Source organism: Shewanella sp. LZH-2 (genome assembly GCF_016859145.1).
Classification (GTDB): domain Bacteria; phylum Pseudomonadota; class Gammaproteobacteria; order Enterobacterales; family Shewanellaceae; genus Shewanella; species Shewanella xiamenensis.
On sequence record NZ_CP069350.1, the window covers coordinates 4,182,216 to 4,207,207 of the forward strand.

Annotated in this window: 16 protein-coding genes; 8 read left to right on the plus strand and 8 right to left on the minus strand. The window is 47.0% G+C overall.

Translation table 11 applies throughout. The annotated features are described in order from the left end of the window. Positions 1-94 precede the first annotated feature (94 nt). The gene (locus JM642_RS18400) at positions 95-982 is read left to right on the plus strand and encodes an SPFH domain-containing protein (protein WP_037427382.1); all 888 of its coding nucleotides are present in this window, start codon (positions 95-97) and stop codon (positions 980-982) included. Between the two features lie 106 nt (positions 983-1,088). Here the strand turns inward: JM642_RS18400 and JM642_RS18405 are convergent, their stop codons facing one another. Together JM642_RS18405 and zntR are read right to left on the minus strand one after the other, a co-directional pair. Then, a complete protein-coding gene (locus tag JM642_RS18405; RefSeq protein ID WP_203432312.1) occupies positions 1,089-2,594 on the minus strand; it encodes an SO_0444 family Cu/Zn efflux transporter in 1,506 nt (501 codons plus the stop codon). A gap of 2 nt (positions 2,595-2,596) precedes the next feature. After that, positions 2,597-3,070 carry a Zn(2+)-responsive transcriptional regulator gene (gene zntR, locus JM642_RS18410; protein WP_047535147.1) on the minus strand — a complete coding sequence of 158 codons (474 nt, stop codon included), beginning with the start codon at positions 3,068-3,070 and terminating at the stop codon, positions 2,597-2,599. A 335-nt stretch (positions 3,071-3,405) separates the two neighbouring features. Between zntR and purH the strand changes: the two genes are divergently transcribed. From purH to JM642_RS18430, 4 genes are all read left to right on the plus strand, one after another. Next, positions 3,406-5,004 carry a bifunctional phosphoribosylaminoimidazolecarboxamide formyltransferase/IMP cyclohydrolase gene (gene purH / locus JM642_RS18415; RefSeq protein ID WP_023268923.1) on the plus strand — a complete coding sequence of 533 codons (1,599 nt, stop codon included), beginning with the start codon at positions 3,406-3,408 and terminating at the stop codon, positions 5,002-5,004. Positions 5,005-5,109: 105 nt separating this feature from the next. Next, the gene (gene purD / locus JM642_RS18420; protein WP_203432313.1) at positions 5,110-6,408 is read left to right on the plus strand and encodes a phosphoribosylamine--glycine ligase; all 1,299 of its coding nucleotides are present in this window, start codon (positions 5,110-5,112) and stop codon (positions 6,406-6,408) included. Positions 6,409-6,587: 179 nt separating this feature from the next. After that, entirely contained in the window at positions 6,588-9,800 is a 3,213-nt protein-coding gene (locus JM642_RS18425) for an ImpA family metalloprotease (protein ID WP_203432314.1), read from the plus strand. A 182-nt stretch (positions 9,801-9,982) separates the two neighbouring features. Beyond that, positions 9,983-10,204, plus strand: coding sequence for a hypothetical protein (locus JM642_RS18430; protein WP_037413589.1), 222 nt, complete (start codon positions 9,983-9,985; stop codon positions 10,202-10,204). Here JM642_RS18430 and JM642_RS18435 read toward each other — a convergent pair. The 3 genes from JM642_RS18435 to hemE all read right to left on the minus strand — a co-directional run bounded on the left by JM642_RS18435 (position 10,201) and on the right by hemE (position 15,100). Further along, positions 10,201-11,004: an SDR family oxidoreductase gene (locus JM642_RS18435; protein WP_055648707.1), complete on the minus strand. Its 804-nt coding sequence runs from the start codon at positions 11,002-11,004 to the stop codon at positions 10,201-10,203. The genes JM642_RS18430 and JM642_RS18435 overlap by 4 nt on opposite strands. A gap of 75 nt (positions 11,005-11,079) precedes the next feature. Beyond that, positions 11,080-13,650 carry a cyclic di-GMP phosphodiesterase PdeB gene (gene pdeB / locus JM642_RS18440; protein ID WP_144375711.1) on the minus strand — a complete coding sequence of 857 codons (2,571 nt, stop codon included), beginning with the start codon at positions 13,648-13,650 and terminating at the stop codon, positions 11,080-11,082. Positions 13,651-14,035: 385 nt separating this feature from the next. After that, on the minus strand, positions 14,036-15,100 hold the full coding sequence (gene hemE, locus JM642_RS18445; protein ID WP_037413592.1) for a uroporphyrinogen decarboxylase: 1,065 nt from the start codon (positions 15,098-15,100) through the stop codon (positions 14,036-14,038). Positions 15,101-15,561: 461 nt separating this feature from the next. Between hemE and rsd the strand changes: the two genes are divergently transcribed. Then, a complete protein-coding gene (rsd, locus tag JM642_RS18450) occupies positions 15,562-16,047 on the plus strand; it encodes a sigma D regulator (RefSeq protein WP_086023981.1) in 486 nt (161 codons plus the stop codon). A gap of 184 nt (positions 16,048-16,231) precedes the next feature. Here rsd and acnB read toward each other — a convergent pair whose 3' ends face one another. After that, the gene (gene acnB, locus JM642_RS18455) at positions 16,232-18,829 is read right to left on the minus strand and encodes a bifunctional aconitate hydratase 2/2-methylisocitrate dehydratase (protein ID WP_047535159.1); all 2,598 of its coding nucleotides are present in this window, start codon (positions 18,827-18,829) and stop codon (positions 16,232-16,234) included. Between the two features lie 421 nt (positions 18,830-19,250). Between acnB and hxpB the strand changes: the two genes are divergently transcribed. Both hxpB and JM642_RS18465 read left to right on the plus strand, forming a co-directional pair. After that, positions 19,251-19,904 (plus strand): hexitol phosphatase HxpB, encoded by a 654-nt coding sequence (gene hxpB, locus JM642_RS18460; protein WP_047535161.1) that lies wholly within the window; start codon positions 19,251-19,253, stop codon positions 19,902-19,904. A 52-nt stretch (positions 19,905-19,956) separates the two neighbouring features. Next, positions 19,957-20,283, plus strand: coding sequence for a DUF2845 domain-containing protein (locus JM642_RS18465; protein WP_037413600.1), 327 nt, complete (start codon positions 19,957-19,959; stop codon positions 20,281-20,283). Between the two features lie 58 nt (positions 20,284-20,341). Here the strand turns inward: JM642_RS18465 and JM642_RS18470 are convergent, their stop codons facing one another. Together JM642_RS18470 and JM642_RS18475 are read right to left on the minus strand one after the other, a co-directional pair. Then, entirely contained in the window at positions 20,342-22,384 is a 2,043-nt protein-coding gene (locus JM642_RS18470; protein ID WP_203432315.1) for a M13-type metalloendopeptidase, read from the minus strand. A 189-nt stretch (positions 22,385-22,573) separates the two neighbouring features. Next, the gene (locus JM642_RS18475) at positions 22,574-24,787 is read right to left on the minus strand and encodes a patatin-like phospholipase family protein (RefSeq protein ID WP_047535167.1); all 2,214 of its coding nucleotides are present in this window, start codon (positions 24,785-24,787) and stop codon (positions 22,574-22,576) included. Between the last annotated feature and the right edge of the window lie 205 nt (positions 24,788-24,992).

Genomic DNA, 24,992 nt, shown 5'->3' on the forward strand with positions numbered 1-24,992 from the left:
TTTGCAACAACCGTTTCGTCTCGATATAAATAGTCATCAACACGATCCGCGCTCACTCCAACCCCATCTCGACGACCCTAGCAAAGGAAGCTAAATGATAAAAAATGAACTCAACCTGCCAAGTTCCTTTGGCCTATCTAAAATCATTCCTTTAGTGATTTTACTCATCCTATTTATCTCACTCTTTGGCAGTTGGTACACGGTTGACCAAGGTGAACGCGGGGTGATTCTACGTAACGGTAAGATCATTGGTACAGCAGAGCCGGGACTTGGGTTTAAACTGCCCATTTTTGACACCGTAGTAAAAATCTCAACCCAAACCCACACGACTAGCTACAGTTCACTACAAGCCTATAGCCGTGACCAACAACCCGCGACACTCAATGCCTCAGTCACCTTTAGCGTACCGCCGGATCGGGTCGAAGAAGTCTATGCCAACTTCAAAAGTATCGATGCCATGGTGGCGCGCTTACTCGACCGCCAAGTACCAACGCAAGTTGAAAACATTTTTGGTAAATACACCGCAATTTCAGTGGTACAGGAGCGGATCAAATTTGGTATCGATGTGACCAATGCCATAACCCAATCGGTGAAAGGGCCAATCGAGATCACCTCGGTACAGATTGAAAATATCGATTTCTCCAACGCTTATGAGAAATCTGTTGAAGACAGGATGCGCGCAGAGGTTGAAGTACAGACCCAACTGCAAAACCTAGAGAAAGAAAGAGTCAGCGCCCAAATCGCCGTGACCCAAGCGCAAGCGGAAGCAGACTCACAACTCGCCCGCGCGAAGGCTGAGGCCGAAAGTATTAGGATTAAAGGGGATGCAGAAGCCTCTGCGATTAAGAGCCGCGCCGAGGCTCTGGCACAAAATCAAAACCTTGTCGAACTGACCAAGGCCGAGAAATGGGATGGAAAACTACCAACCACAGTCTTACCAACGGGCACTCTGCCCTTTATCGATGCTAAGAAGTCGAACTAACAAACGACTAAGCATCGCAAGTAAGCTATTTGCCACTAGCGATACGCATTAGGCTTTACCATAAAAATCCCCAGTCATTGCTGGGGATTTTTATTTAGCGTTAGCGCTATGAACAGCAATCGCTGCGGCGTAACCAGCTTCTTGGGATCTTCTCAAACACCACTTTCGCCATCAACAACGCCAGTACTATGCCCGAGGTGGCCACTAACCAACTTGGTAGCATTTGGTGTTCATGACCAATCTGTGGCATTACCTCAAAGCCAAAGTTCGCCACTAGATAGTTCACTAAGGCACCAGCTATTAAGGCAACACCTAACACACCGCCAAGATAGCCATAGAGCGCACGCTTACCCAGCTCCTTAGTCACTACACCTAAAGTAGCGATATTGGTTGCAGGGCCTGCCATCATAAACACCAGCACGGCGCCGGGGGACACGCCAGCGAGTAACAAGCCCGCTGCAATCGGTGTCGAAGCCGTTGCGCAGATATACATAGGGACAGACACTAGCACCATCACCAGCATGGCCAGCAACCCATCGCCCCACTTAGCTAAAAAGTCGGCAGGAACATAGGTTTGTACTAATGCAGCGAAGAATAAACCCACCAGCAGCCAGAGGGTCGTATCACGCACAAGATCCGTCGCCGCATATTTAAACCCAATACCAATACGTGCAATCACAGATTCAGACTTCAACTCAGTCGCCATATCCTGAGTCGACGCACAGCAGCTCTCGCCTTCGGCTTGATGGCTGTCAGCCGTTTTAGCGCTTGAGCTACCACAACAAGCGCCCTTCTTCACTACGACTATTTTTTCAGGCGCGGCAGTTTGCGTACCACAGCATGAACCAGCATTTTCAACCTTGACCGCACTGACTTTAGCCGCATTAACCATACCGACAGTGCCCATACTTGAGCCACTAACTGCCATTAGGCTAGGCGAAGCCATCGGTGTCATTTTGATTTTTGGCTCAGTTGTTGGCACTTTCGCGTTATTACTGCCGCAACAGGAAGATTTGACCGGCGTGATTGCAGGCGCCTTAGTCGAGGCGCAGCAGCTTTTTACCACTTCGGCTTTTACCACTGTCTCTGGCGACGGGGATTTTGAGGCGCAGCATGAAGCGACAGGCGCTGCGCGAGCTAATGCCTTGTCTGACTGAGTCTTGTCTAACTGAGCCGTGTCTGACAGGGCCTCGGCCTTAGCCGCTGGCTTGCCATCGTCATCATCACGCCCCACTAAAAGACCCGCGACAATAGCGCTGGTGATCGCCGCAATTGGGCGCACTATTGCCATAAACGGGCCGAGTAACACGTAGGAAACCGTTACTGAATCAACCCCAGTTTCAGGAGTGGAGACTAAAAAGGAGGTGGTTGCCGCTTTCGATGCCCCAGAGCGGCGCAGCCCCACGGCAGCGGGGATCACACCGCAGGAACACAGAGGTAAAGGCGCGCCCAATAACGCTGCCTTGACCACAGTTTTAAAGCCATGTCCGCCGAGCTGCTTTTGCATCCAGGCCATAGGCACGAATACTTTAAGTAAACCCGCCAGAATCAAGCCAAGCAACAGCCAAGGGGCAGAATCTAAAAACAGATCGATAAAATTCTTCAGTAACATAATTAATTCCCTGACTTATCTAGGGTTGTAGCGCTATGGACTGCACCATGATCATGCTCAACGCGAACTCGTTCGGTACTCGACTCCAGCGCCTCTAAAATCGAGCAATGTTCGGCGCTACGAGGCCCGCCGCAGCAAGCATCCGACAAGCTCTGCAAACTAGTTTGAAAATGCAGTAACTCGGCAATCTTCGCCTGCACCTGCGCCAGCTTGAGATCGACCATGCCCTTAACATCGGCACAGGCCCAGTTGGATTTGTCGAGGTCGATAGACAACAACTCACTGATTTCACTCAAGGTAAAACCCACCGCCTTCGCCCGCAGAATAAAACGCAGCCGCGCCGCGTCGGCATCGGTATAGACCCGATAGCCAGAGTCGGTTCGGCTCGAAGGCGAAAGTAGACCGTGTTTCTCATAGAATCTGAGGGTATCGGCCTTAACCTCGCATAAATCGGCTAACTCACCAATTCGGTACATAGTTAATCCTTTGCAGTTTTACTCGAATCATCTCAAGCAATACCGACAATCAATATGATGGAGCGAGTATAAACCTTAGAGCCTACTCCAAGGTCAAGGGCTATTTTCAAATTTACACTTCACCCCAAAATCATTCCACTTTGTTCTGATATCAATATTGTGAAATCGCGCAGAAAAAACACCCGTAAATCCCGTTTTACGGTAGAATACGCGCGCCTGACGTTGGGACAAAAAATATAAGTAGGACCAAGGGGCTTTTGGAAAGCAGAACCGATTGAAGTTGTTCTGTTTTCCGAAAGATCCTTGAAACTAAAATAACTGGACCCTGTACCCAAATGACTGTTGCAAATAATGCCAGACCCATTCGTCGCGCGCTGTTAAGCGTTTCAGATAAAACCGGAATTCTCGAATTCGCCAAAGCATTACACGCCCAAGGCGTTGAACTGCTGTCAACGGGCGGCACCGCTCGCTTGTTAGCGGATAACGGCGTGCCTGTTATCGAAGTATCTGACTATACAGGACACCCTGAGATCATGGATGGTCGCGTTAAGACCCTGCATCCTAAAGTGCATGGCGGCATTTTGGCGCGTCGCGGTCTTGATGAAAATGTCATGGCTGCCAACAATATCAATGCAATCGATCTGGTTGCGGTTAACCTCTACCCTTTTGCCGATACCGTTGCTAAAGCCGGTTGCACCTTAGAAGATGCGATTGAAAACATCGACATCGGTGGCCCGACTATGGTGCGCGCTGCGGCGAAAAACCATAAAGACGTGACTATCGTGGTAAATGCGGCCGACTATAACCGCGTATTAGCCGAAATGGCCGCCAACAATGGCAGCACGACTCACGCGACCCGTTTCGATTTAGCGATTGCCGCCTTCGAACACACTGCGGGTTACGATGGCATGATCGCCAATTACTTCGGCACTATGGTTCCAGCGCATAGCACTGATGAGTGCTTCGAAGACTCAAAATTCCCACGCACCTTCAACACCCAATTAGTGAAGAAGCAAGATCTGCGTTACGGTGAAAACAGCCACCAAACTGCAGCCTTCTATGTTGACACTAAGATCGACGAAGCCTCAGTCGCAACTGCCGTTCAACTGCAAGGTAAGGCACTGTCTTACAACAATATCGCCGATACCGATGCCGCCCTTGAGTGTGTGAAAGAGTTCAGCGAGCCCGCCTGCGTTATCGTTAAACACGCTAACCCATGTGGTGTTGCACTGGGTAAAGACTTGCTCGATGCCTATAACCGCGCCTATCAAACTGACCCAACGTCAGCCTTTGGCGGCATTATCGCCTTCAACGGCGAGTTAGATGCAGCAACCGCTAGCGCTATCGTTGAGCGTCAATTCGTTGAAGTGATTATTGCGCCAGTCGTGAGCCAAGGCGCCCGCGATGTAGTGGCCAAGAAAACCAACGTGCGTCTGTTAGAGTGCGGTCAATGGGATACTAAGACCAAGACCTTAGACTACAAGCGCGTAAACGGTGGTCTACTGGTGCAAGACCGCGACCAAGGCATGGTTGGCTTAGATGACATTAAAGTCGTAACTAAACGTCAACCGACCGAGAGCGAGCTGAAGGACTTAATGTTCTGCTGGAAAGTGGCTAAGTTTGTTAAATCTAACGCGATTGTTTACGCTAAAGACGGCATGACCATCGGTGTCGGTGCCGGCCAAATGAGCCGCGTCTACAGCGCTAAGATTGCCGGTATCAAGGCGGCCGATGAAGGCTTAGAAGTGGTTAACTCTGTGATGGCGTCCGATGCCTTCTTCCCATTCCGCGACGGTATCGATGCCGCAGCGGCGGCGGGCATCAGCTGCATCATCCAGCCAGGTGGCTCTATGCGCGATGCTGAAATCATCGCCGCTGCCGACGAGCACGGCATGGCCATGGTAATGACGGGCATGCGCCACTTCCGTCACTAATGCCACCTACAGCCAGCACGCCAAGTGCTGGCTGTTTCGTTTATCGCACTCTGTAGCACTAAGAATCTAACCACAAGAATTTAAAACTCAAAGGGATGACTTAACATGAAAGTATTAGTTATTGGTGGCGGCGGCCGCGAACATGCCCTAGCTTGGAAAGCGGCACAGTCGGCTCAGGTAGACACAGTCTATGTTGCACCGGGTAACGCGGGCACTGCCCTTGAACCCAACATCGAAAACGTCGCCATCAGCGCGACGGATATTCCTGCCCTGCTCGATTTTGCTAAAACCAATCAGATCGAACTCACCATCGTTGGCCCAGAAGCACCGCTGGTATTAGGTGTGGTCGATGCCTTTAACGCTGCGGGTCTGCCCATTTTTGGCCCAACGAAGGCGGCAGCTCAGCTCGAAGGTTCAAAAGCCTTCACTAAGGACTTTTTAGCGCGCCACAATATTCCTACCGCGGGTTATAAAAACTGTACCGAAATCCAAGACGCTAAAGCCTTCGTGCGTGAACTGACGGGCAAGACAGGCTATCCAGTAGTGATCAAGGCCGACGGTTTAGCCGCTGGTAAAGGCGTGATCATCGCCCAAGACCAAGCCGAAGCTGATGCTGCGATTGATGATATGCTCGCTGGCAACAAGTTTGGTGATGCCGGCTCACGCGTGGTCATCGAAGAGTTCTTAAAAGGCGAAGAAGCCAGCTTTATCGTGATGGTCGATGGCAAAAATATCCTTGCCATGGCGACTAGCCAAGATCATAAAGCTCGCGATAATGCTGATCACGGTCCAAACACTGGCGGCATGGGCGCTTACTCCCCTGCGCCCGTTGTAACCCAAAGCGTACACGATTGGACGATTGCTAATGTTATCCGCCCAACGGTTGATGGCATGGCCGCCGAAGGCAATGTTTACACTGGCTTCCTGTATGCAGGCCTGATGATTGCCCCCGATGGTAGCGCCAAGGTACTGGAATACAACTGCCGCTTTGGCGATCCTGAAACCCAACCTATTATGATGCGCTTAAAATCAGACTTAGTTGAACTCTGTTTAGCGGCAACCCGTGGCGAGCTAGATAAAGTCACCGCAGAGTACGACGTGCGCGCCGCAGTTGGCGTAGTGTTGGCCGCAGGCGGTTACCCTGATGACTACCGCAAAGGCGATGTGATTGACGGCCTAAGCCTAGGTAATCACGATGCCAAAGTCTTCCACGCCGGTACTGAAATGAAAGGCGGACATGTAGTCACTAATGGCGGCCGCGTGTTATGCGCTACAGCCTTAGGAAACACAGTGACCGAAGCACAAAAAGCTGCTTATCTGCTGGTTGATGAAATCCACTGGGATGACGTGTATTTCCGTACCGATATCGGTTATCGCGCCATTGCCCGTGAACAACAGGGCTAAAGGTTAAATCATTCAAAAGAACCGGCTACCTGCCGGTTTTTTTATGCCTTAAATTTGACGATCGTCAAATTTAAATTGATGATTTTTAAAGTTTTTATTTAAAAACTTCTACTATGGCCCGCATTATTCCTATACAATGCTGCATAAATGTTAATTACCAATAATGCTAAGGATTCGCTATGGAGACTAGACTCATTTCTGCCGCCATCGCTTTGATACTCACAGGTTGCGGCGGGGGCTCAGAGGATGCTGGCGGTACAACGCCTCCACCAGTCCAACCTCCCTCGGTCAGTCAATATACCGCCAGCACAAGCTCGGTCATTGGCGGAAAGCTCAGTCCCACTAGCCAAAAGGTCGATTCGGGTAAAAGCGCCAGTTTTATTGTTCAAGCCGATAATGGCTTTGTACTGGATAGTATTAGCGGCTGTGGCGGCACGCTAACAGAACTGACTTACACTACGGCGGCGATAAGTGCCGATTGCACTATCACCCCAAGCTTTATCAGCAATGCTGAAAATGCCATTCGCCATCAAGACCATACCCTTGCCAGCGCCAATGAGCTGATTGATTTCAGCACTGCCGAACTTGCGAAGGTGGACGCTGCACGTAAGACGCAAATCACCGAACTCTATCAAGGTGTGGGTAACAGCATCAGTTGGCATCCGACCCACGATTCCATCACTTTTTCGAGCTTTATGCCGGAAAACACTTTTACCTTACTGCCATCGAATGTGGATGGCAGCGGCGCTAGTGCCGTACGTGGTTTAGTGATGGCGGGCGAACAACAAGGCCAGCGTTATGCCGCCATGGGTGGCAACTTGTTTGCGGTTAATAATTCAGATGAGAGTGATAAGCTACTGAAAAACCTTATCGGATGGCTAACCAAAGGCGGCGATCAGCAGGATGGCCTCAACATAGTCACGGCACAAATGCCGAGCCGTACCGACAGCTGGTATTTCCCCCATAACGAAGGGATCCGCACTTGGCTAAGCAAGTACTATCCCAATACTCACAGCATCAATGCCGCCAATAGCTGTGATTACAGCGCCCTCGCCAGCTGTATCGATACCTTAAAGCCCGATTTAATTGTTATCAGCGATATTGACCGCGACAACCTAGGTTACGCGGGCATTCAAGCGGCGATAGCCAAAGCCAAGGCTGCGGGTATTCCCCTGCTACTCTCAAATTATCGACGCGAACAAAGCGCTATGCTCTCGCCACTCTATCTTGAGATGGGACTCTCTACCGCGGGCAACTATTGGTCGAAACTCAACGCCGACAATCTGAGTGTAAGCACCATTCTGGCTGAAGATAAAGCCCTTGAAGATGTTAAAAAACTACTGGCAAATCTGCGGGAGCAGCGCTTTGACACGCAGGTATTAAATGACTGCACAGGTAATTATTTGAGCTGTAATAGCAGCGCCTTTGTTGAGGCCTTTAAAGCGGGTGCCGACTGGTATCGCAGCAGCGCTGAAACCTTAGATATCAATGACATTGATGTGTTTAGTCGCACTAACTTCTCACTGATAAAGGCCGGTTTACTGCTCGCCGATAAATACCGTAGTGAAATTGATTATCCCATCGCCTACAGCGAGTTCACCCAATGGCAGCAAGCGCTATTTGCCGATTGGACAGTGAGCTACGCCCGCGCCCATAACCTTGCCCAAGCCGATTTAGGGGAATATGTCACCGACAGAGCCAATCTAAGTAAAGGCACTAATGCTCACTACGCTTATCCGGCCACAGTATCAGAGCGCAAAACCATTAGCGTACCTTATACGGGTCAATGGACCAGCACAGGCTGGTACGCCTTACCGGGACAAACCATCACGCTCAGTCGTTTGGATAGCACCAATGCCAACGTTGAAATTAAGCTGAATTATCATAGACGTAATACTAACCGCGCCTATGAGCAAAAGGTTTATCGCGCGCCGCTTGAGTTAGCGCAGCAGCGTCTTAAGCTCGCCAAAGGGCAAAGCATCGAGTTTTCAACCCCCTATGGCGGCCCGATTTATTTCTATATCAGTGGCGGCGAAGGCGCGCTCAGTGTCAATGTGCAAGCAAAAAATGTGGCTAAGCACCCGAGTATCATGGATTTTTCTAATCCTGCTGAAATCACGGCCTTCAATGACAAAATCCAAAACACTGAGCTGCCCCATGTGGATCTGCGCACCGATGGCGCTGAACAGCATTTACGCCGCGACCGTTTTATGAATGCCATTGGCGGTAAGATCCCTGATGTTACCGCCTTGCTCAAAAGCATCGTCGAGGACCATATCAATAGTGTTTACACCTTAGCAGGACTTAAGATCCAAGGTAAAAGCTTAAGTGAGTCGTTACCCGCCGAGGTACTATCAAGCTGTCAGGCACTGTTTGGGCAAGATTGTATCGATGTTAATCTGCACACTCGCACGATTATCCAACACGCTAACTATGACCAGAATGCCCAATGTGGATCGGGTTGCAGTGGCAATCCTTGGGATGCCGCCTGGAATATTTCACCCACGGGTTGGGGAGATAACCATGAACTTGGCCATAATCTGCAAACCAACCGCCTCAATGTGCAATATGTCACTGCCGCCAATAGCGATAATTGGACAGGTTATGGCAACCGTGCAGGAGAAAACTCCAACAATATCTTCCCCTATGTGGTGCTATGGAAGACCCATTATTTGCGTGATGGTAATACTAACACCATCAATGATGGTCATATGAATCACAAAGATCTCTTTTATGTGTTTATGTCCGATGCCATAGGCACTAAGGATACCAGTGGCAAACGTGTAGTCTTTGGCGCTAACTGTAAAGTGTTAGATATCGGCGAAGACCGATATACCGCACCTTGGGCAAGTAATGATTATGCGGTACATAATGGCTATCGCATGGGGTTTTATATCCAAATGGCCCTCAAGGCCCATGGCATGACGCTAAGTGATGGCACAACCTTAAGTAATGGCTTTAATCTCTTTACCTTGCTGTATCAGCACAGCCGTATTTTCGGTAAATACGCTAATAACGCCAGCGATTGGGAGGCAAACCGCAGTAAACTCGGTTTTGACTTGTTCCCCTTCGATGGCTATAGCGTCTACGGTGGTAAAACGGTCAGAGATATTCCTGGCAATGACTTTATGTTGGTTTCCTTAAGCAAACTCACAGGCAAAGATTGGCGCAGCCATTTCGATATGCTAGGACTGCGTTACTCTAGTCTTGCAGCCATGCAAGTCACTGCAAACGCCACCCTTGGCACGGTACCAATGGGTATGTATGAGCTCGAAACTGATTTACCACCCGCTAATATGAGCCAAGGCTTAACCTTTATCCCACTGTCACTGAGCGATAGCAGCACATTTTGGAAAGGCACAGGTTCACCTAGCCAATGCGCGAAACCTTAATACCCTAGACGTTAAAACACTAGACGTTAAGACACTGAAAATTAAGTGCTATAAAAAATAAACCTCGCAAATGCGAGGTTTATTTTTGCCTAAAAGCGTGATCTAACGCACAAAAGTTGCGAAGTGGATAGCGCACTATTTGACCTCAATAATGATATCCAATAATAAATCAGGGGTTTTCTATGGGTTATTCAATCAAAGACATTATTTATCAAGGCGAAAAGTCCGGCGTGCACAACTGGCAAACACTATCGGGACAGAATTTTTACTGGCATCCTGACTGGCTTCATATTGCCGAGGATCTCACTGGTCATAAGGCAACAGCCAACATCCAAGCTGATGGTGATAAAGCAACTCAAAATGAAGCTGAACAAGCCATCGTCAAACACCTCAATAAAAGCTAATGGCCTGAGGCAATTGCTTTACGGGCTATTTTATCGATTAAGCCCGGTGCAATCAGCTTAAGCCAACGCCCGAGCCGGCCGCGAAGAGAAGTGATAAGCTGCCGGCCTCGGGTTGCTATCACGGGTAGCATCATGTCGGCACATTGCTCTGCGGAAATAATTTTAGCTTCCTGCATTGGCGATTTACCGAGTGGCTTACCCGCACCATCTAAGGCTCGCTTATGGATTTGCGAGACGACAAAATCAGGGCAAATCACCGTCACGGCCACATTATCGTCAGCAAGCTCAATCCGTAGCGAATCAAAAAAACCGATAACAGCATGCTTAGACGCCGCATAACCACTACGAGTCGGTACGCCTGTTAACCCAGCCACCGAAGCCACCACCACGACCTGACCTTGGCTCGACTTTAAATAGGGTAAGGCGGCATGGGTCAAATAGGCAGGGCCTAAGTAATTAACGCGCATGATATCTTCAAGAACCGCTAGTTGGGTTAACTCATCAAAACGCGACCACATCGTCATGCCCGCATTATTAACCAAAATATCGAGACGGCCATAATGGGCAATCGTGGCTTGAATTAAGTCTTCACACTGGGAGGCACTGCTGACATCAGCGGCAAAAACAAAGGGAGTAGGACCATAGTTAGCAATTTCGAGGGCAAGTGAGGCAAGACGCGTTTCGTTGCGAGCACTCAATACAAGTTGGCATCCTACCCGCGCCATGGCAATCGCCAGCGCACGACCAATACCTTCAGAAGCCCCTGTAATAATAACCACTTTACCCGTCAGTCCATCCATAACCATATCCTTGTTACTAATATGTTAACTTCGGTTAAGGGTAAATTGGCATAATCACCTAAAAAGCGCAATCCCCTATGCGCGTTGCGCTAAGCTCATCTCAAACTGCTCACAATAACTTGCTAGAGGTTGCGGCCGTCCTATCGCATAACCTTGAGCATAGTTGATACCAATCGCTTGCAATCTATCGATAATCTCTTGGTTTTCTACAAATTCGGCGACCGTCTCAATTCCCATTACTCGGCAAACGTCTTGAATAGATTTCACGATGGCATAGTCCTTGGCATTGACGGCCAGGTTTTTAACAAAGCAGCCATCGATTTTGACGTAGTCCACGGGCAGTTCGCGTAAATAGCCGTAGGAAGCAAAGCCACTGCCAAAATCATCCAATGCAAAGGAAAAACCGAGTTTGCGCAATTGCCTGAGCATTTCCATGCCGCGGTGACGGTTTTGAATCGCAGTCGTTTCGGTAATTTCAAAGCAAACGCATTGGCTAGGAATATCAAAAATTTGCTGCTGCTTAGCAATATATTCCACCATGCCTTCGGCGCCGAGACTATTGCCCGAAAGGTTGATTGAAATGCAGTGATCCGGCCAAAGCTGCGAATTTAGCGACAGCCATAAAAAGGCTTTACGTATCACTTCTTTATCAATTTCAGGCATCAGCTTAAAACGCTCTGCGGCAGCAATAAACTGGGCTGGCGCCAAAATGCGACCACAAGGCTCTTGGATCCTGAGCAGAATCTCCATCCGTTGGCGTTTAGAACTCGCACCTAATCCTCGGATGGGCTGGTAGTAGAGTAGGAGTTCATTTTCCTCAATTGCTTGGGCAATACGCATCGCCCATTTAGGCGCATTACGCTGGTAGGTCAGTTCTTTATCTTTATCATCATAAATATGAATTTGATTGGCGCCCTTAGCTTTAGCGGCAATACAAGCGATATCCGCATCCTTGAGTAACTCCTGCGCATTGATATAGGGCGCACGCCCAAAGGCAACACCAATACTTAAGCCGACTTTGTAGTTGCAATTTTTATCGTGTAACACTTGCAACGATACCTGGGCAATAATGTGCTTTAGCAACTGCACCACGGCTAACGCAGAGCGATCGCAGATCACCAGTCCGAACTCATCCCCACCTAAGCGAGCGAATAACTCCTGAGGCCCAAGACATGATTGGATTGCCTTAGCGACCATGGCCAGCATGCGATCACCCGCAGTATGGCCACAACTATCATTGATCAACTTAAACTGCTCTAAATCCAAATAACATACCGCAAGGCTCCTCGTTTGACCGGCGAACTCGGGCAGTTGTTCTTCAAACGCTTGGCGATTAAGTAACCCGGTAATACCATCAAAGTTTGCGCGTTTTTGTAGCTGGTGCTTAAGGTGTTCTTCTTGAGTGATATCCCGCAGTACCACTACAGTACCGACAATCTCTTTTTCATGATTAAGCACGTTACTAATGCTACGTTCAATAATCCGTGGCGTTGTGGTTAACAGTTTGATTTTAGCGACTTGAGGTGTCGTTTCGCCAAGGCGAATACAGTGAAATACCGCTTGATTTAACTGCTCTCCAGCCTTTAATAAGCTAGCAAGACTCTCACCAACGGCATCACAACTGGCCACATCAAGCAGTGTTTCAGCCTTTGGATTCATGTAAATGACGTTTGCATCGATGTCGGTCAAGATAACGGCTTCAGCAATCGACTCTAAGGTTATTTTACCGCGCTCTTTCTGCTGATAAATCCTCGCGAGTAAGCTGTTTACGCGATTCGCCAATACAGATAACTCTTCATTACCCTCGCTGGTCACAGGCCGATATACACTCGCCATAGGATCAACGAGCGCTAATTGCTGCATCAAGCTATTAAGGGGCTGTAACAGGCCTGAACGCAACCAAACATAACCCAAGGCGACAATGAATACCCCCAGCAATATCACCGCAAGCGACACCCAGTCGAGACTAAGCTTTACATCTCGAAAAGGATCATCAGAAAATTCAACCTGAAGATAGATTGGTTGTTGACTAATGAGACTCGGCAGCGCAACCGAACTTGGATGTAAGGTATTATGTGTTGTTACAGCATTAGACATGCTGATCCGCGCGACAAGGGAGGTTTGGGCGTATTCCAGTAGATCGCGCTCAGTAAGTTGCCGCACTAACAGCACATACTCACCCAAATGTGAAGCGACCGCAGTGACGACATATCCTTTATCGCCAATTAAATAGGCGCTGGCAAACTCAGGCTTAGCCTGCGTTGTTATCGCCTTGGCGATTTCCTGCCGATTCACATCAGCTATTGATTGCTCATTTTGAAAAACACTCTGCAAATTTCCATCTCGCAGAATAAACCAACTTAAATTGGCAGACATGGAGCTCTCAAGCCACGAAGACTCGAGGGCTTTTAACTGCTCGCTATCGAGATGAGCTAATGGGGAGGCATAAATATTAGTGAGAAACCCTAACCGATCGACATCGATGCGGAACTGCTGTTGAATATTCGCTAGCTCGCGCTGTACATTATCCTGACGTAACAATTCGACCCTATGGTCAAACCAAACCCCGAGGCAATAGGAGACAAGCACAACGGCTGGTAAACAGAACCCTGCAATAAATACCAATATTTTGTTGCCTATGCGCATCTTTTACCACGGCTTACGTAATTAAATTAACAAACGGCTTTATTTAGTCCCTTATAGCGCCATGCAACATATCTCATTTGCAAATAGTATTAAATATCACTTTGCTTTATCCGTTGCTAAAGTAGGCAATAGCATGCATTTAATTGCTTTAAACGCCTTTGATTTAACGCAGCTATTCGATAAAAAAGTTTTAAAAAGTTAGATGGTAACCGAGCTCCAATGCACTAACACCGCGGAGACATACGCTATAAAGCACGCGATTAATTAATGCACTCGCTAAACCACAAGTTAATACCCAATTAACAACGCCCAAGTGGAAGTTTCTGACGCTGTGATAAACGCCATAAAAAACGGACCCTCAGGTCCGTTTGTTATTTAGTGCAGCTTATTTATGGTACTGCTTAGATTGAGCGTGAACCGCCTTAATAAAGGCACCTGCATGCTCTGGGTCCACATGCTGGTGAATACCATGGCCTAAATTAAACACATGGCCTGTACCTTCACCATAGCCAGCCAGAATTTGAGCGACTTCTTCTTCGATACGTGGGATTGGTGCATATAACATGGATGGATCCATGTTGCCTTGCAGCGCAACTTTATGACCAACACGGCGACGGGCGTCAGCGATATCGACAGTCCAATCTAAACCTAAAGCATCACAGCCCGTTTCAGCCATCGCTTCTAACCATAAACCACCGCCCTTAGTGAATAAGGTCACTGGCACTTGGCGGCCATCAGCAAAGCGAGTTAAGCCATCAACAATTTTCTGCATATAACGCAGTGAGAACTCACGGTAAGCAGTGTGCGATAACGCGCCGCCCCAAGAGTCGAAAATCATTAAAGATTGCGCACCATTAGCTACCTGTGCGTTTAAATATAAGGTCACTGAATCTGCAAGCTTATCAAGCAACATATGCAATGCAGCAGGCTCGGCGTAGGCCATTTTCTTAATTTTTTCGAAGGTTTTGCTCGAACCGCCTTCAACCATGTAAGTGGCTAGAGTCCATGGAGAACCAGAGAAGCCGATTAATGGCACTTGGCCATTCAGTTCACGACGAATCGTGCTAACGGCCTTCATCACATAACCCAGCTCATCTTCTGGGTCTGGGATTGATAATTTTTTGATGGCATCGATAGTATCTGTTGGGCGCTCAAAACGTGGGCCTTCACCCGCCTCAAAATACAGACCTAATCCCATTGCATCGGGAACAGTCAAAATGTCGGAAAACAGAATCGCCGCATCCAGTTCATAACGACGCAGCGGTTGTAGTGTCACTTCACAGGCCAATTCATGGTTTTTACATAAAGACATGAAATCGCCCGCTTGAGCGCGAGTCGCTTTATATTCAGGAAGGTAGCGGCCTGCTTGACGCATCATCCAAACCGGAGTCATATCGACAGGCTGTTTTAATAGGGCGCGTAAATAACGATCATTCTTTAATTCTGCCATTTGGCTTGATTCCTAGACTTTTATTGAGATCCGCTGGGTCGGTAGTTTAGCATTTACGCGAATAATGTAACCAATATGAGATAATTTATGTGAGCTATTCCCCATCATTGCTGTCCATTTAAGCAGTTATCCTCAAAATGCTAGCCAGATAACATACTGTTTATTAATCGAACTCAAAGTCACAGTCAGACAGAAAAAAGTTGCACCAGTTCCCCGCCTTTGGTATAAAAAGTCTGCGCTAGCAAGAACAATCAAGAAGCTCGTCGCATCGAGCCTGCTATATACATTACTCGCCCAACGATAGGTTTCTATCGTTGGGCTTTTTATTTCCACATTTTTTTATACAAAACAGCTGGTTTGTCCATTTACCAATTATCGCAAATCCCGATAAAAAGGGTTGATCGAAGAGCTATTTCTCCCCTACATTAGAGTTATGTCCTAGCACTTAAATGGAATGCATCATGCTGAGAGAACTCGAAAAAGCAGAACAAAAGTGGGGCGGTTCAAATAAGCTTATAGATCAATGGCTAGAAAATCGTCGCAAACTCTTGGTGCATTATTGCCAAATTGCTGGGCTACCGCCCTACACTAATGCGGAAAAATCGCTTCCCTCTTTTGAGAACGTAAAGTCATTTTGTGATTTATTAGTGGATTACGTTTCTGAAGGTCATTTCGAAGTGTATGACCAAGTGATTAACGCCTGCGAAAAATTTGGCGCCCCTTGCAAAGCGGCTATTCAACAGGTTTTGCCTAAGATCACCCCAACGACCAACGCAGCGCTAGACTTTAACGATAAGTATGCTGAAACGCAGGACGATCAAGTGATGTATCAGCTCGATAAAGATCTTTCCGAACTGGCGCATACCATGGAAACGCGTTTCGAGTTAGAGGATAAACTCCTCGAAGTGCTGCACAGCAAATACTCAGAGCACGCCCAGCAAGCTTAATGCGGCATGATAAGCCACGCTAAACACTGCGCTAAAGAGATACCTGACCGATAAATAATCAATTTATCCTCTATCTTTCGTTAAGTTGCTATGTGATTGTTTGCGCATTAACAGTTAGAGCAAAGCATTCAATAGAAACAAAAAAGCCAGCTTTCGCTGGCTTTTTCATTATCATATCAATCGATTATACAGCTGATTGAAAGATCACTTGTGATGCTTTCTTAGTGTAAGAATCGATTTGATCGAAGTTCAAGTAACGGTAAGTGTCAGCTGCAGTTGCGTCTAACTCTTTCGCGTATTCTTGGTATTCTTCAACCGTAGGCAGACGACCTAACAGTGCTGCTACTGCCGCTAATTCCGCAGACGCTAAGTATACGTTAGCACCTGTACCTAAACGGTTCGGGAAGTTACGGGTAGAAGTCGATACTACAGTTGCACCTTCAGCCACACGTGCTTGGTTACCCATACACAGTGAACAGCCTGGGATCTCGATACGCGCACCAACGCGACCGAAAATACCGTAGTAGCCTTCCTCGGTCAGTTGGTCTTTGTCCATCTTAGTCGGTGGTGCAATCCACAGACGTGTTGGCAGTGTCTTAGCAAACTTATCTAACATCTTACCAGTCGCACGGAAGTGACCGATGTTAGTCATACAAGAACCCACGAACACTTCGTCAATCTTCGTTTGCGCAACAGATGACAGTAACACGGCATCGTCTGGATCGTTAGGCGCACACAGGATTGGCTCTTTGATCTCGTTCAGATCGATTTCGATTACTGCTGCGTACTCGGCATCGGCGTCAGCACTCATCAACTCAGGATTCGCTAACCACTCTTCCATGCCTTTGATACGACGCTCTATCGTGCGACGGTCACCGTAACCTTCAGCGATCATCCACTTCAGCATAGTGATGTTAGAGTTCAGGTACTCGATGATTGGCTCTTTGTCTAACTTGATAGTACAACCCGCTGCAGAGCGTTCTGCTGAGGCGTCAGACAGTTCGAATGCCTGTTCTACTTTCAGGGTTTCTAAGCCTTCGATTTCCAGTACGCGACCAGAGAAGATGTTGATCTTACCTTTCTTCTCAACCGTCAGCAGACCCATTTCAATCGCTTTTAATGGGATAGCATGTACTAGATCACGTAGGGTGATACCAGGTTGCATCTTGCCCTTGAAGCGTACTAATACTGATTCTGGCATGTCCAGAGGCATCACACCGGTCGCAGCAGCGAAGGCAACAAGACCAGAACCCGCTGGGAATGAAATACCGATTGGGAAACGCGTATGTGAGTCACCACCAGTACCAACTGTGTCTGGTAATAACATACGGTTTAACCATGAGTGAATAACACCGTCACCTGGGCGCAGCGACACACCACCACGGTTCATAATGAAGTCTGGCAGTGTGTGGTGCGTGTTAACGTCAACTGGTTTTGGATAAGCGGCAGTGTGGCAGAATGACTGCATAGTCAAATCGGCACTGAAGCCTAAACAAGCTAAGTCTTTCAGCTCGTCACGGGTCATAGGACCGGTAGTGTCCTGTGAACCTACAGAAGTCATCTTAGGTTCGCAGTATTGGCCTGGGCGCACGCCAGCAACGCCACAGGCTTTACCGACCATCTTCTGTGCAAGCGTATAACCTTTGCCATTATCAGCGATGTCTTGAGGACGTACGAATACGTCAGAGGCTGGTAAACCTAATACTGCACGTGCTTTGTCAGTTAAACCACGACCGATGATCAGTGGAATACGACCACCTGCACGCACTTCGTCTAACAGTACGTCGGTTTTCAGGCTGAACTCAGAAATCACTTCATCTGAGCCATGACGCTTAACAACACCAGCATATGGGTAAATGTCGATCACATCGCCCATTTCCATTTTGCTGACGTCGAGTTCGATTGGCAGTGCGCCCGCATCTTCCATCGTATTGAAGAAAATCGGCGCAATCTTGCCACCTAAGCAGAAACCACCAGCACGTTTGTTAGGAACGAATGGGATATCATCGCCCATGAACCACAGTACTGAGTTAGTCGCAGATTTACGTGATGAACCAGTACCTACAACGTCACCCACGTAAACTAATGGGAAACCTTTGGTTTTCAGTTCTTCTAATTTCTTGATTGGACCTACGCTGCCAGGTACATCAGGCTCGATACCATCACGCGCGTTTTTCAGCATCGCTAAGGCGTGCAATGGGATATCTGGACGTGACCAAGCATCGGGTGCTGGTGACAGGTCGTCGGTGTTGGTTTCACCAGAGACTTTGAATACAGTCAGGGTGACTTTGTCCGCTAATTTTGGACGACTTAAGTACCAGTCTGCATTTGCCCACGCTTCAACCACTTGTTTTGCATAGACGTTACCGGCTTCCATTTTCTCAACCACATCGTGGAAAGAGTCAAACATCAGCAAAGTGTGAGATAAGGCTTTAGCAGCTAAAGGCGCCAGAGCGGGGTTATCTAGCTGTGCAATTAGCGGCTCGATGTTATAGCCACCTTGCATAGTGCCTAATAACTCAGTCGCACGTTCGGCAGATAGTATGGGTGAAGTTGCAGTGCCTTTAGCTACCGCATCTAAGAAAGCGGCTTTTACATAGGCGGCTTCGTCAACACCGGGGGGAATTCGATTTTCGAGCAGGTCAAGAATAACAGCTTCTTCACCAGCGGGGGGATTTTGAACCAATTTAACCAGTTCAGCCACTTGATGTGCATCTAATGGCTTAGGGACTACGCCCTCTGCAGCACGTTCTGCGACGTGTTTACGATATGCTTCTAGCACGGCAACATTCCTCTTTGTTTGGCGCTCTAACAACGAAACTGCACGTCTTCTCAATTGAAGCTGACAGTCCGACATGATCGACCCGTATTTCCGGCCAGCAGTATACTACAGCTTTGCAAAAGTATGAATCAGGTCACACTCGGCAAAAGACGAAATAAGGGCTAAATCCGGAGGTGCAGCTCAACTTACGGCAACAATAAAACAATGGAAATTAGACAATAGTTTGAAAACAGATAAAAAACCATAATCTACAAATAGTTAACATACGTTCATCAATTTAAAATCGAACGATTATTTTTTTGGACATCAATTCCTTTCCACCAAAAATATTTCTCAACTTTGTGTGTTTAGGCTTTGAAGATGACGGGCTTAAACTTACACTCAAGCTCGAATGACCCATTTCCCGTTCTTTGGAGTAGTAATGACATCTCTCAGTATTCAAGCCGTTATTTTTGATATGGATGGCGTGTTAATTGATTCAGAACCCCTTTGGCAAAGGGTTGAATATGAAGTGTTATCGGCACTTGGCGTGCCCGTCACTATTGAAACGATTCAACAAACCACAGGGTTACGTATCGATCAATGTGTCGATTATTGGTATCACAAAGCGCCTTGGGCCGATTACGATAATGCCAAGGTCAGCAACGCCATTGTTGACAAAGTTGCTGAAGAAATTCGGCAAACCGGTGAGCCGATGTCTGGCGTTCAACAAGCAATGGCATACTGCCAGGCAAAAGGCTTAAAGGTAGGCTTAGCCACCTCTTCACCAACAGCGTTGATTGATGCAGTGCTAGCAAGGCTTAAGCTTAAGGGCCAATTTATGGCGGTAGAATCTGCTGAAGCGATCACCTATGGCAAACCCCATCCAGAGGTTTACTTAAATTGCGCAGCGGCCTTAGGGGTTGACCCGCGATATTGCCTCGCGATTGAAGACTCTTTTAATGGTCTGATCGCTGCCCGCGCCGCCAATATGCAAACCGTTGCGATTCCTGCGCCAGAACAACGCGGTGAAGCAAAATGGATCATAGCCCATCATCAATTAGAGAGTTTATTGGAGCTTGATAAGGTGTTCTAAATAAAGTCACCGAATCAATTTGAGAAAGGTTAATCACTGCTAGGATACACCGATGAAGTATTATGTGTTGTTAATACTGTGGGCGGCGAGTTTGCCAGCCTTAGCGACAGATTCTATGCGCTGTAAGCAATTCGTCATCAACGTAGGCGATCCCTTAGACGCAGTGTTAGAAAAGTGCGGACCGCCAAACGAAGCCAAAGAATATAGCCAACCCGCCACTTATCGAAACTCCGCGGGTGATATCGTGATTGATCCAAGCAAGTTGCCGATAGAATATGCTGAGTGGACCTATGATTTTGGCCCGACACGATTGATGCGGCGGGTTTATGCAACCGATCAAAAAATCGAAAAAATTGAAACCTTAGGATATGGGCATTAATCCTAACCCAAGTAAAAAGCCAGACAGATGTCTGGCTTTTTCGTTTTCATCCTATGGATTACCAGATTTTTACGCGCTCTTCTGGTTTTAAATACATCTTGTCGCTCTCTTTCAGCTCAAAAGCTTTATAGAAAGCTTCAATATTGCGCGGCGTCCCCATCGCGCGGTAGTGGCTAGGTGAATGTGGATCCGTCAGTAAACGACGACCTAACTCTTCATCACGGTAATTACGACGCCATACCTGTGACCAACCGACGAAGAAACGCTGCTCGCCCGTTAAGCCATCGAGCACGGGAGCAGGTTTACCGTTTAAGCTCATCATATAGGCGCGAGCAGCTACTGTTAACCCACCTAAGTCACCGATGTTTTCGCCTAAGGTTAAATCACCGTTCACAAACTTACCGGGTAATGCTTCGTAGCCAGAATACTGCGCCGACAGTTGCTTACCGCGTTTTTGGAACTCTTCACGGTCTTTATCCGACCACCAGTCACGCAGGTTACCGTCGCCATCGTACTTAGCGCCTTGGTCATCGAAACCATGGCTGATTTCGTGGCCAATAACCGCACCGATACCGCCATAGTTGACCGCATCATCGGCTTCCATATTGAAAAATGGCGGTTGCAGGATCGCTGCTGGGAATACGATTTCATTGCCAACTGGGCTGTAATAAGCGTTCACCGTTTGCGGTGTCATATGCCACTCGGTACGATCGATTGGCTTACCGAGCTTGTTGATCATGTCTTGATATTCAAACTGGGCGTAACGCATATAGTTGCCCACCAGCTCATCAGGCTTGATTTCTAGCGCAGTGTAGTCTTTCCACTTGTCTGGATAACCAATCTTGTAGGTAAACTTAGACAGTTTTTCCTGAGCCGCGACTTTAGTTTCTGGCGTCATCCACTCGAGCTCATTAATACTGACTTCGAAACCTTTGATCAGATTTTTGATCATAGTTTCCATGCGAGCTTTGGCTTCTGGTTTAAAGTACTGCTTAACGTACTCTTCACCCACTAATTCACCTATTACTTGGTCGGCGCCATCAACCGCTTTTTTCCAGCGTGGTTGCTGCTCTTCAATGCCCATCAACGTTTTGCTCTTAAAGGCAAAGTTAAGATCGACAAAGTTTTTACTTAACAGCTCGGCGTAACTATCCACGAGGTGGAACGTTAAATAGTCCTGCCAAGCCGAAACAGGGAAGGCATCAAAATTTGCACCTAACTTTTCAAAATAAGAGGGTTGACGCACGATCACGTCAGTCACTTTATCTCCTAAGCCAGCATTCGCGGCAAAGGCATTAAAATCAAACTGTCCCATGAGCTTTTGCAGCTCGGCGCGGTTCAGTTTGTTATAGGATTTGTTCGCATCGCGCGACTCTACACGGCTCCACTGACTTTTCGCGATCATCATTTCAATATCGGCCACGTTTTTCGCGGCACGTTTTGCATTTTTATAGCCCGCTTCAGTCAGAATGTCAGCCACATATTTCGCCATTGCTTGGCGATTAGCGACAAACTTAGCGTCATCTTTTAAGTAGTAATCGCGGTCTGGCAAGGTTAAGCCCGACTGGCTTAAATAAACTGCATATTGGGTAGAATTTTTCGCGTCGTTATTAACGTAGAAACCAAAGGGAATACCTGAGCCGCTGGTCAGTAATTTCCCCATCACCGCGGGTAATTCACTGTGACTTTTCACTGCTGAGATGTCCGCCAGTAATGGATTTAATGGGGTTACACCTAAGGTTTCGAGCAAATCGGTATTCATAAAGCTGGCGTTAAAGTCGCCAATTTTTTGCTCATTGGAGCCAGGGGCAGCATTCTTTTTGGCGGCCGCTGCATCGATGATCTTTTTCAATGCATCTTGGCTTTGATCGTACAGCACAGAAAATGCACCGTAGTTGGATTTATCAGCTGGAATGGGTGTGTTGGCTAACCATTTACCGTTAACACTGTAGTAAAAATCATCTTGATGGCGAACTGAGGCATCAAAGTTTTGTAATTCAATGCCAGAAACCGCGGCGACTTCAGTTTTAGGCTCGCTGCTGCAAGCGGCTAAACCTAGGCTCAAGGCAATACCCAGCGCCAGTGTGCTTATCTTCTTCATTGTTTTCCCCAGCTTCCGTTGAGAGTGTTGTTATTTTTTCCTGCAAAACCTTAGCATTTAGACTGGTTTGGCTGTAGTAAGATTTTGTAAAAGGTTATGACACTTATCGATTCATCCCACCTTATTAAAAGACAGAATGAACAAAATCTAATCTCGAAACGTCAACACGCCCTAGTTATACCCTTATCATTAAAACGCTTTACCAATAAATAAATAAACTGACTTATCACCCATATCGGTAATGCCGAAACCAATCGCCGCAGGTCCCATTGTGGTATCAGTGCCGATGTACAGACTCGATGCATAAATAAGATCAGTAAGCGATACTTCTGATCGCTCAAACCACACATTACCTGCCTCTAAACTTAAGCCTAAGTACAGAGGGTAATCTCGCATACCTAAGGCATCACGCCCTAAATCATACTGATAAATAAAGGCACCAAAGAGTTTATGAGCTCCATTCAACGAGTCCTTGTGATAACCAGAAAGATTTAAGAAACCGCCTAAATCTGACAAGTGCAAGGTATTGAGGCCATCATTATTATTTGTCGCAAGCGACGCTTTACCTACAAAGGCGTGATTGCCAACGCTCAGTGCGCCTTTCCAGTCGGCCTCTATCTGCACGCTATAGTCGTTCTGATTATCGATGACATCGTCAAAATTCTCTTTACGAACATAAACGTTTAAGCTGACACGATTGCCCGATGTCGGAAAACTAATACTGTCTAAGCTGTCATACCCCATCCTGAAATAAGCGCCATAGGAGTTAAAATCAAAATCCTGAAGTAACCATGCATCATTAATAATGACACCTTTTTCCGCCACTAGCCCCAACTCGACAACGCCTTGCAGCACATAGTTGTAACCAATACCTAATTCGACGGTGTGGGTTTTCTTATCAAAGGTTAGCGCACGATTATTGTTATCGTATAAGTCCCAATTATGGATATCGTATTGATAACGAGCTCGACTATAAAACTCTTGATCCCGATTCAAGGGCTGATAAAACTCAGTCGCAAATAGCTTCTCGAATCCAAGCTTAACTTCGTTTCGCCACTCTCCGCCATTAAAGGTTAAGTCTGTCATGGTATAAGCCATATCAAAGCTGATGGCTGAATCAGAGCTAAAATCGTCCTCCCAATTAAAGCCTAGTTGGAAATAATTAGGTCCCCATGATTTAGCGCGCGTGGTTACCGTAAGTACACGCCCTTCTTTACCCTCCACAAATTCGGCGTCAACACGTTCAAATTTATTTAAGGAATAGATACGTTTTATCGCATCGTTCAATTCATCTTTAGTGATATTCTGACCAGGTTTAAGTTCTAGGGTTTCTTTTAATAAATTAAGGCTAACTTTTGAGTGGTTATCAAACACAATTTCCTTGATAGGATGAGCGATATCCGCCATGACAGTCTTACCCTTGGCCCTTTTACTCTCAACATAGGCGGCATATTGTTCTTCGCTAACGCTCATCTTTTGCAATTTAACTAACTGACTGGTCGCCGCTTCTTTGCCGAGGGTTAACGCTAAAGGCATGATGGTAAAATCGGTTGTGCTTAGGGCATCGATCGCAGGACGGATCAACACATCATTATCAGTCAATAATTGCTTTTGTTTTTCAGTACTGGCGTTAGTCAAGAAATTGGACAACTGATCTAATACGGCAATAGTGCTATCGAGCTTATCTTTTTTTACCAGTGGTGAGCCAATATCCACAGCAATGATAATATCAGCGCCCATCGCCTTCACTACGTCCACAGGCATATTGTTGGCAATACCACCATCCACAAGTAACTTACCGTCGATTTGCGTAGGTTGTAATGCACCTGGCACCGTAGCAGAAGCCTGCATTGCTTTGATAATACTGCCATGGTTAAGCACTACGGGTAGACTGGTTTCTAAATCCGTCGCCACGGCACGATAAGGAATTGCTAAAGCATCAAAATCACCAAATTGCTCCACTAAATCCGTAGACTGCCGTAATAACTGCGACATGGTCTGCCCACGCAATACCCCACTTGGCGCTTTCACCTCGCCTTCGGTATAACCAATATTGAGCGGAATATTATAGCGATCTCGTAACTGTTTATCTCGATAACTCAATACATTACGAGGGATGGTATCCGAATAACCACTATCCCAATCAACCCCCATCATGATGGTTTCGACTTCACTTGCACTGTATCCCAAGGCATACATACCCGCGACATAAGCGCCGATACTCGTACCTGCAATATAGTCCACAGGAATATGATGTTCTTCTAAAATTTTAAGTACACCAACATGGGCGGCGCCTTTAGCACCACCACCGCTTAACACTAATCCTATTTTTGGCCGTTCAGCCGCACATAAGGGAGTCAGCAACACACATAAAAAGAGAGAAGCTACTATTCGGCGCATCATAATGAGTACTTTTATAGGATAAAAAATTTCGAGTTAATATTAGCAAATTTATCTATTTAACCATCAGTCATATTTTATCTGAACCGATGAGTTGAAAATTTGCCATTAATGATCGCGTTATTTCATTTACGTTTAAACACAAGTGCTGTAAACAGATAATTCAACATAAAACCCCAACTTGAGCCGAGGCTAAAAATGCGCAATT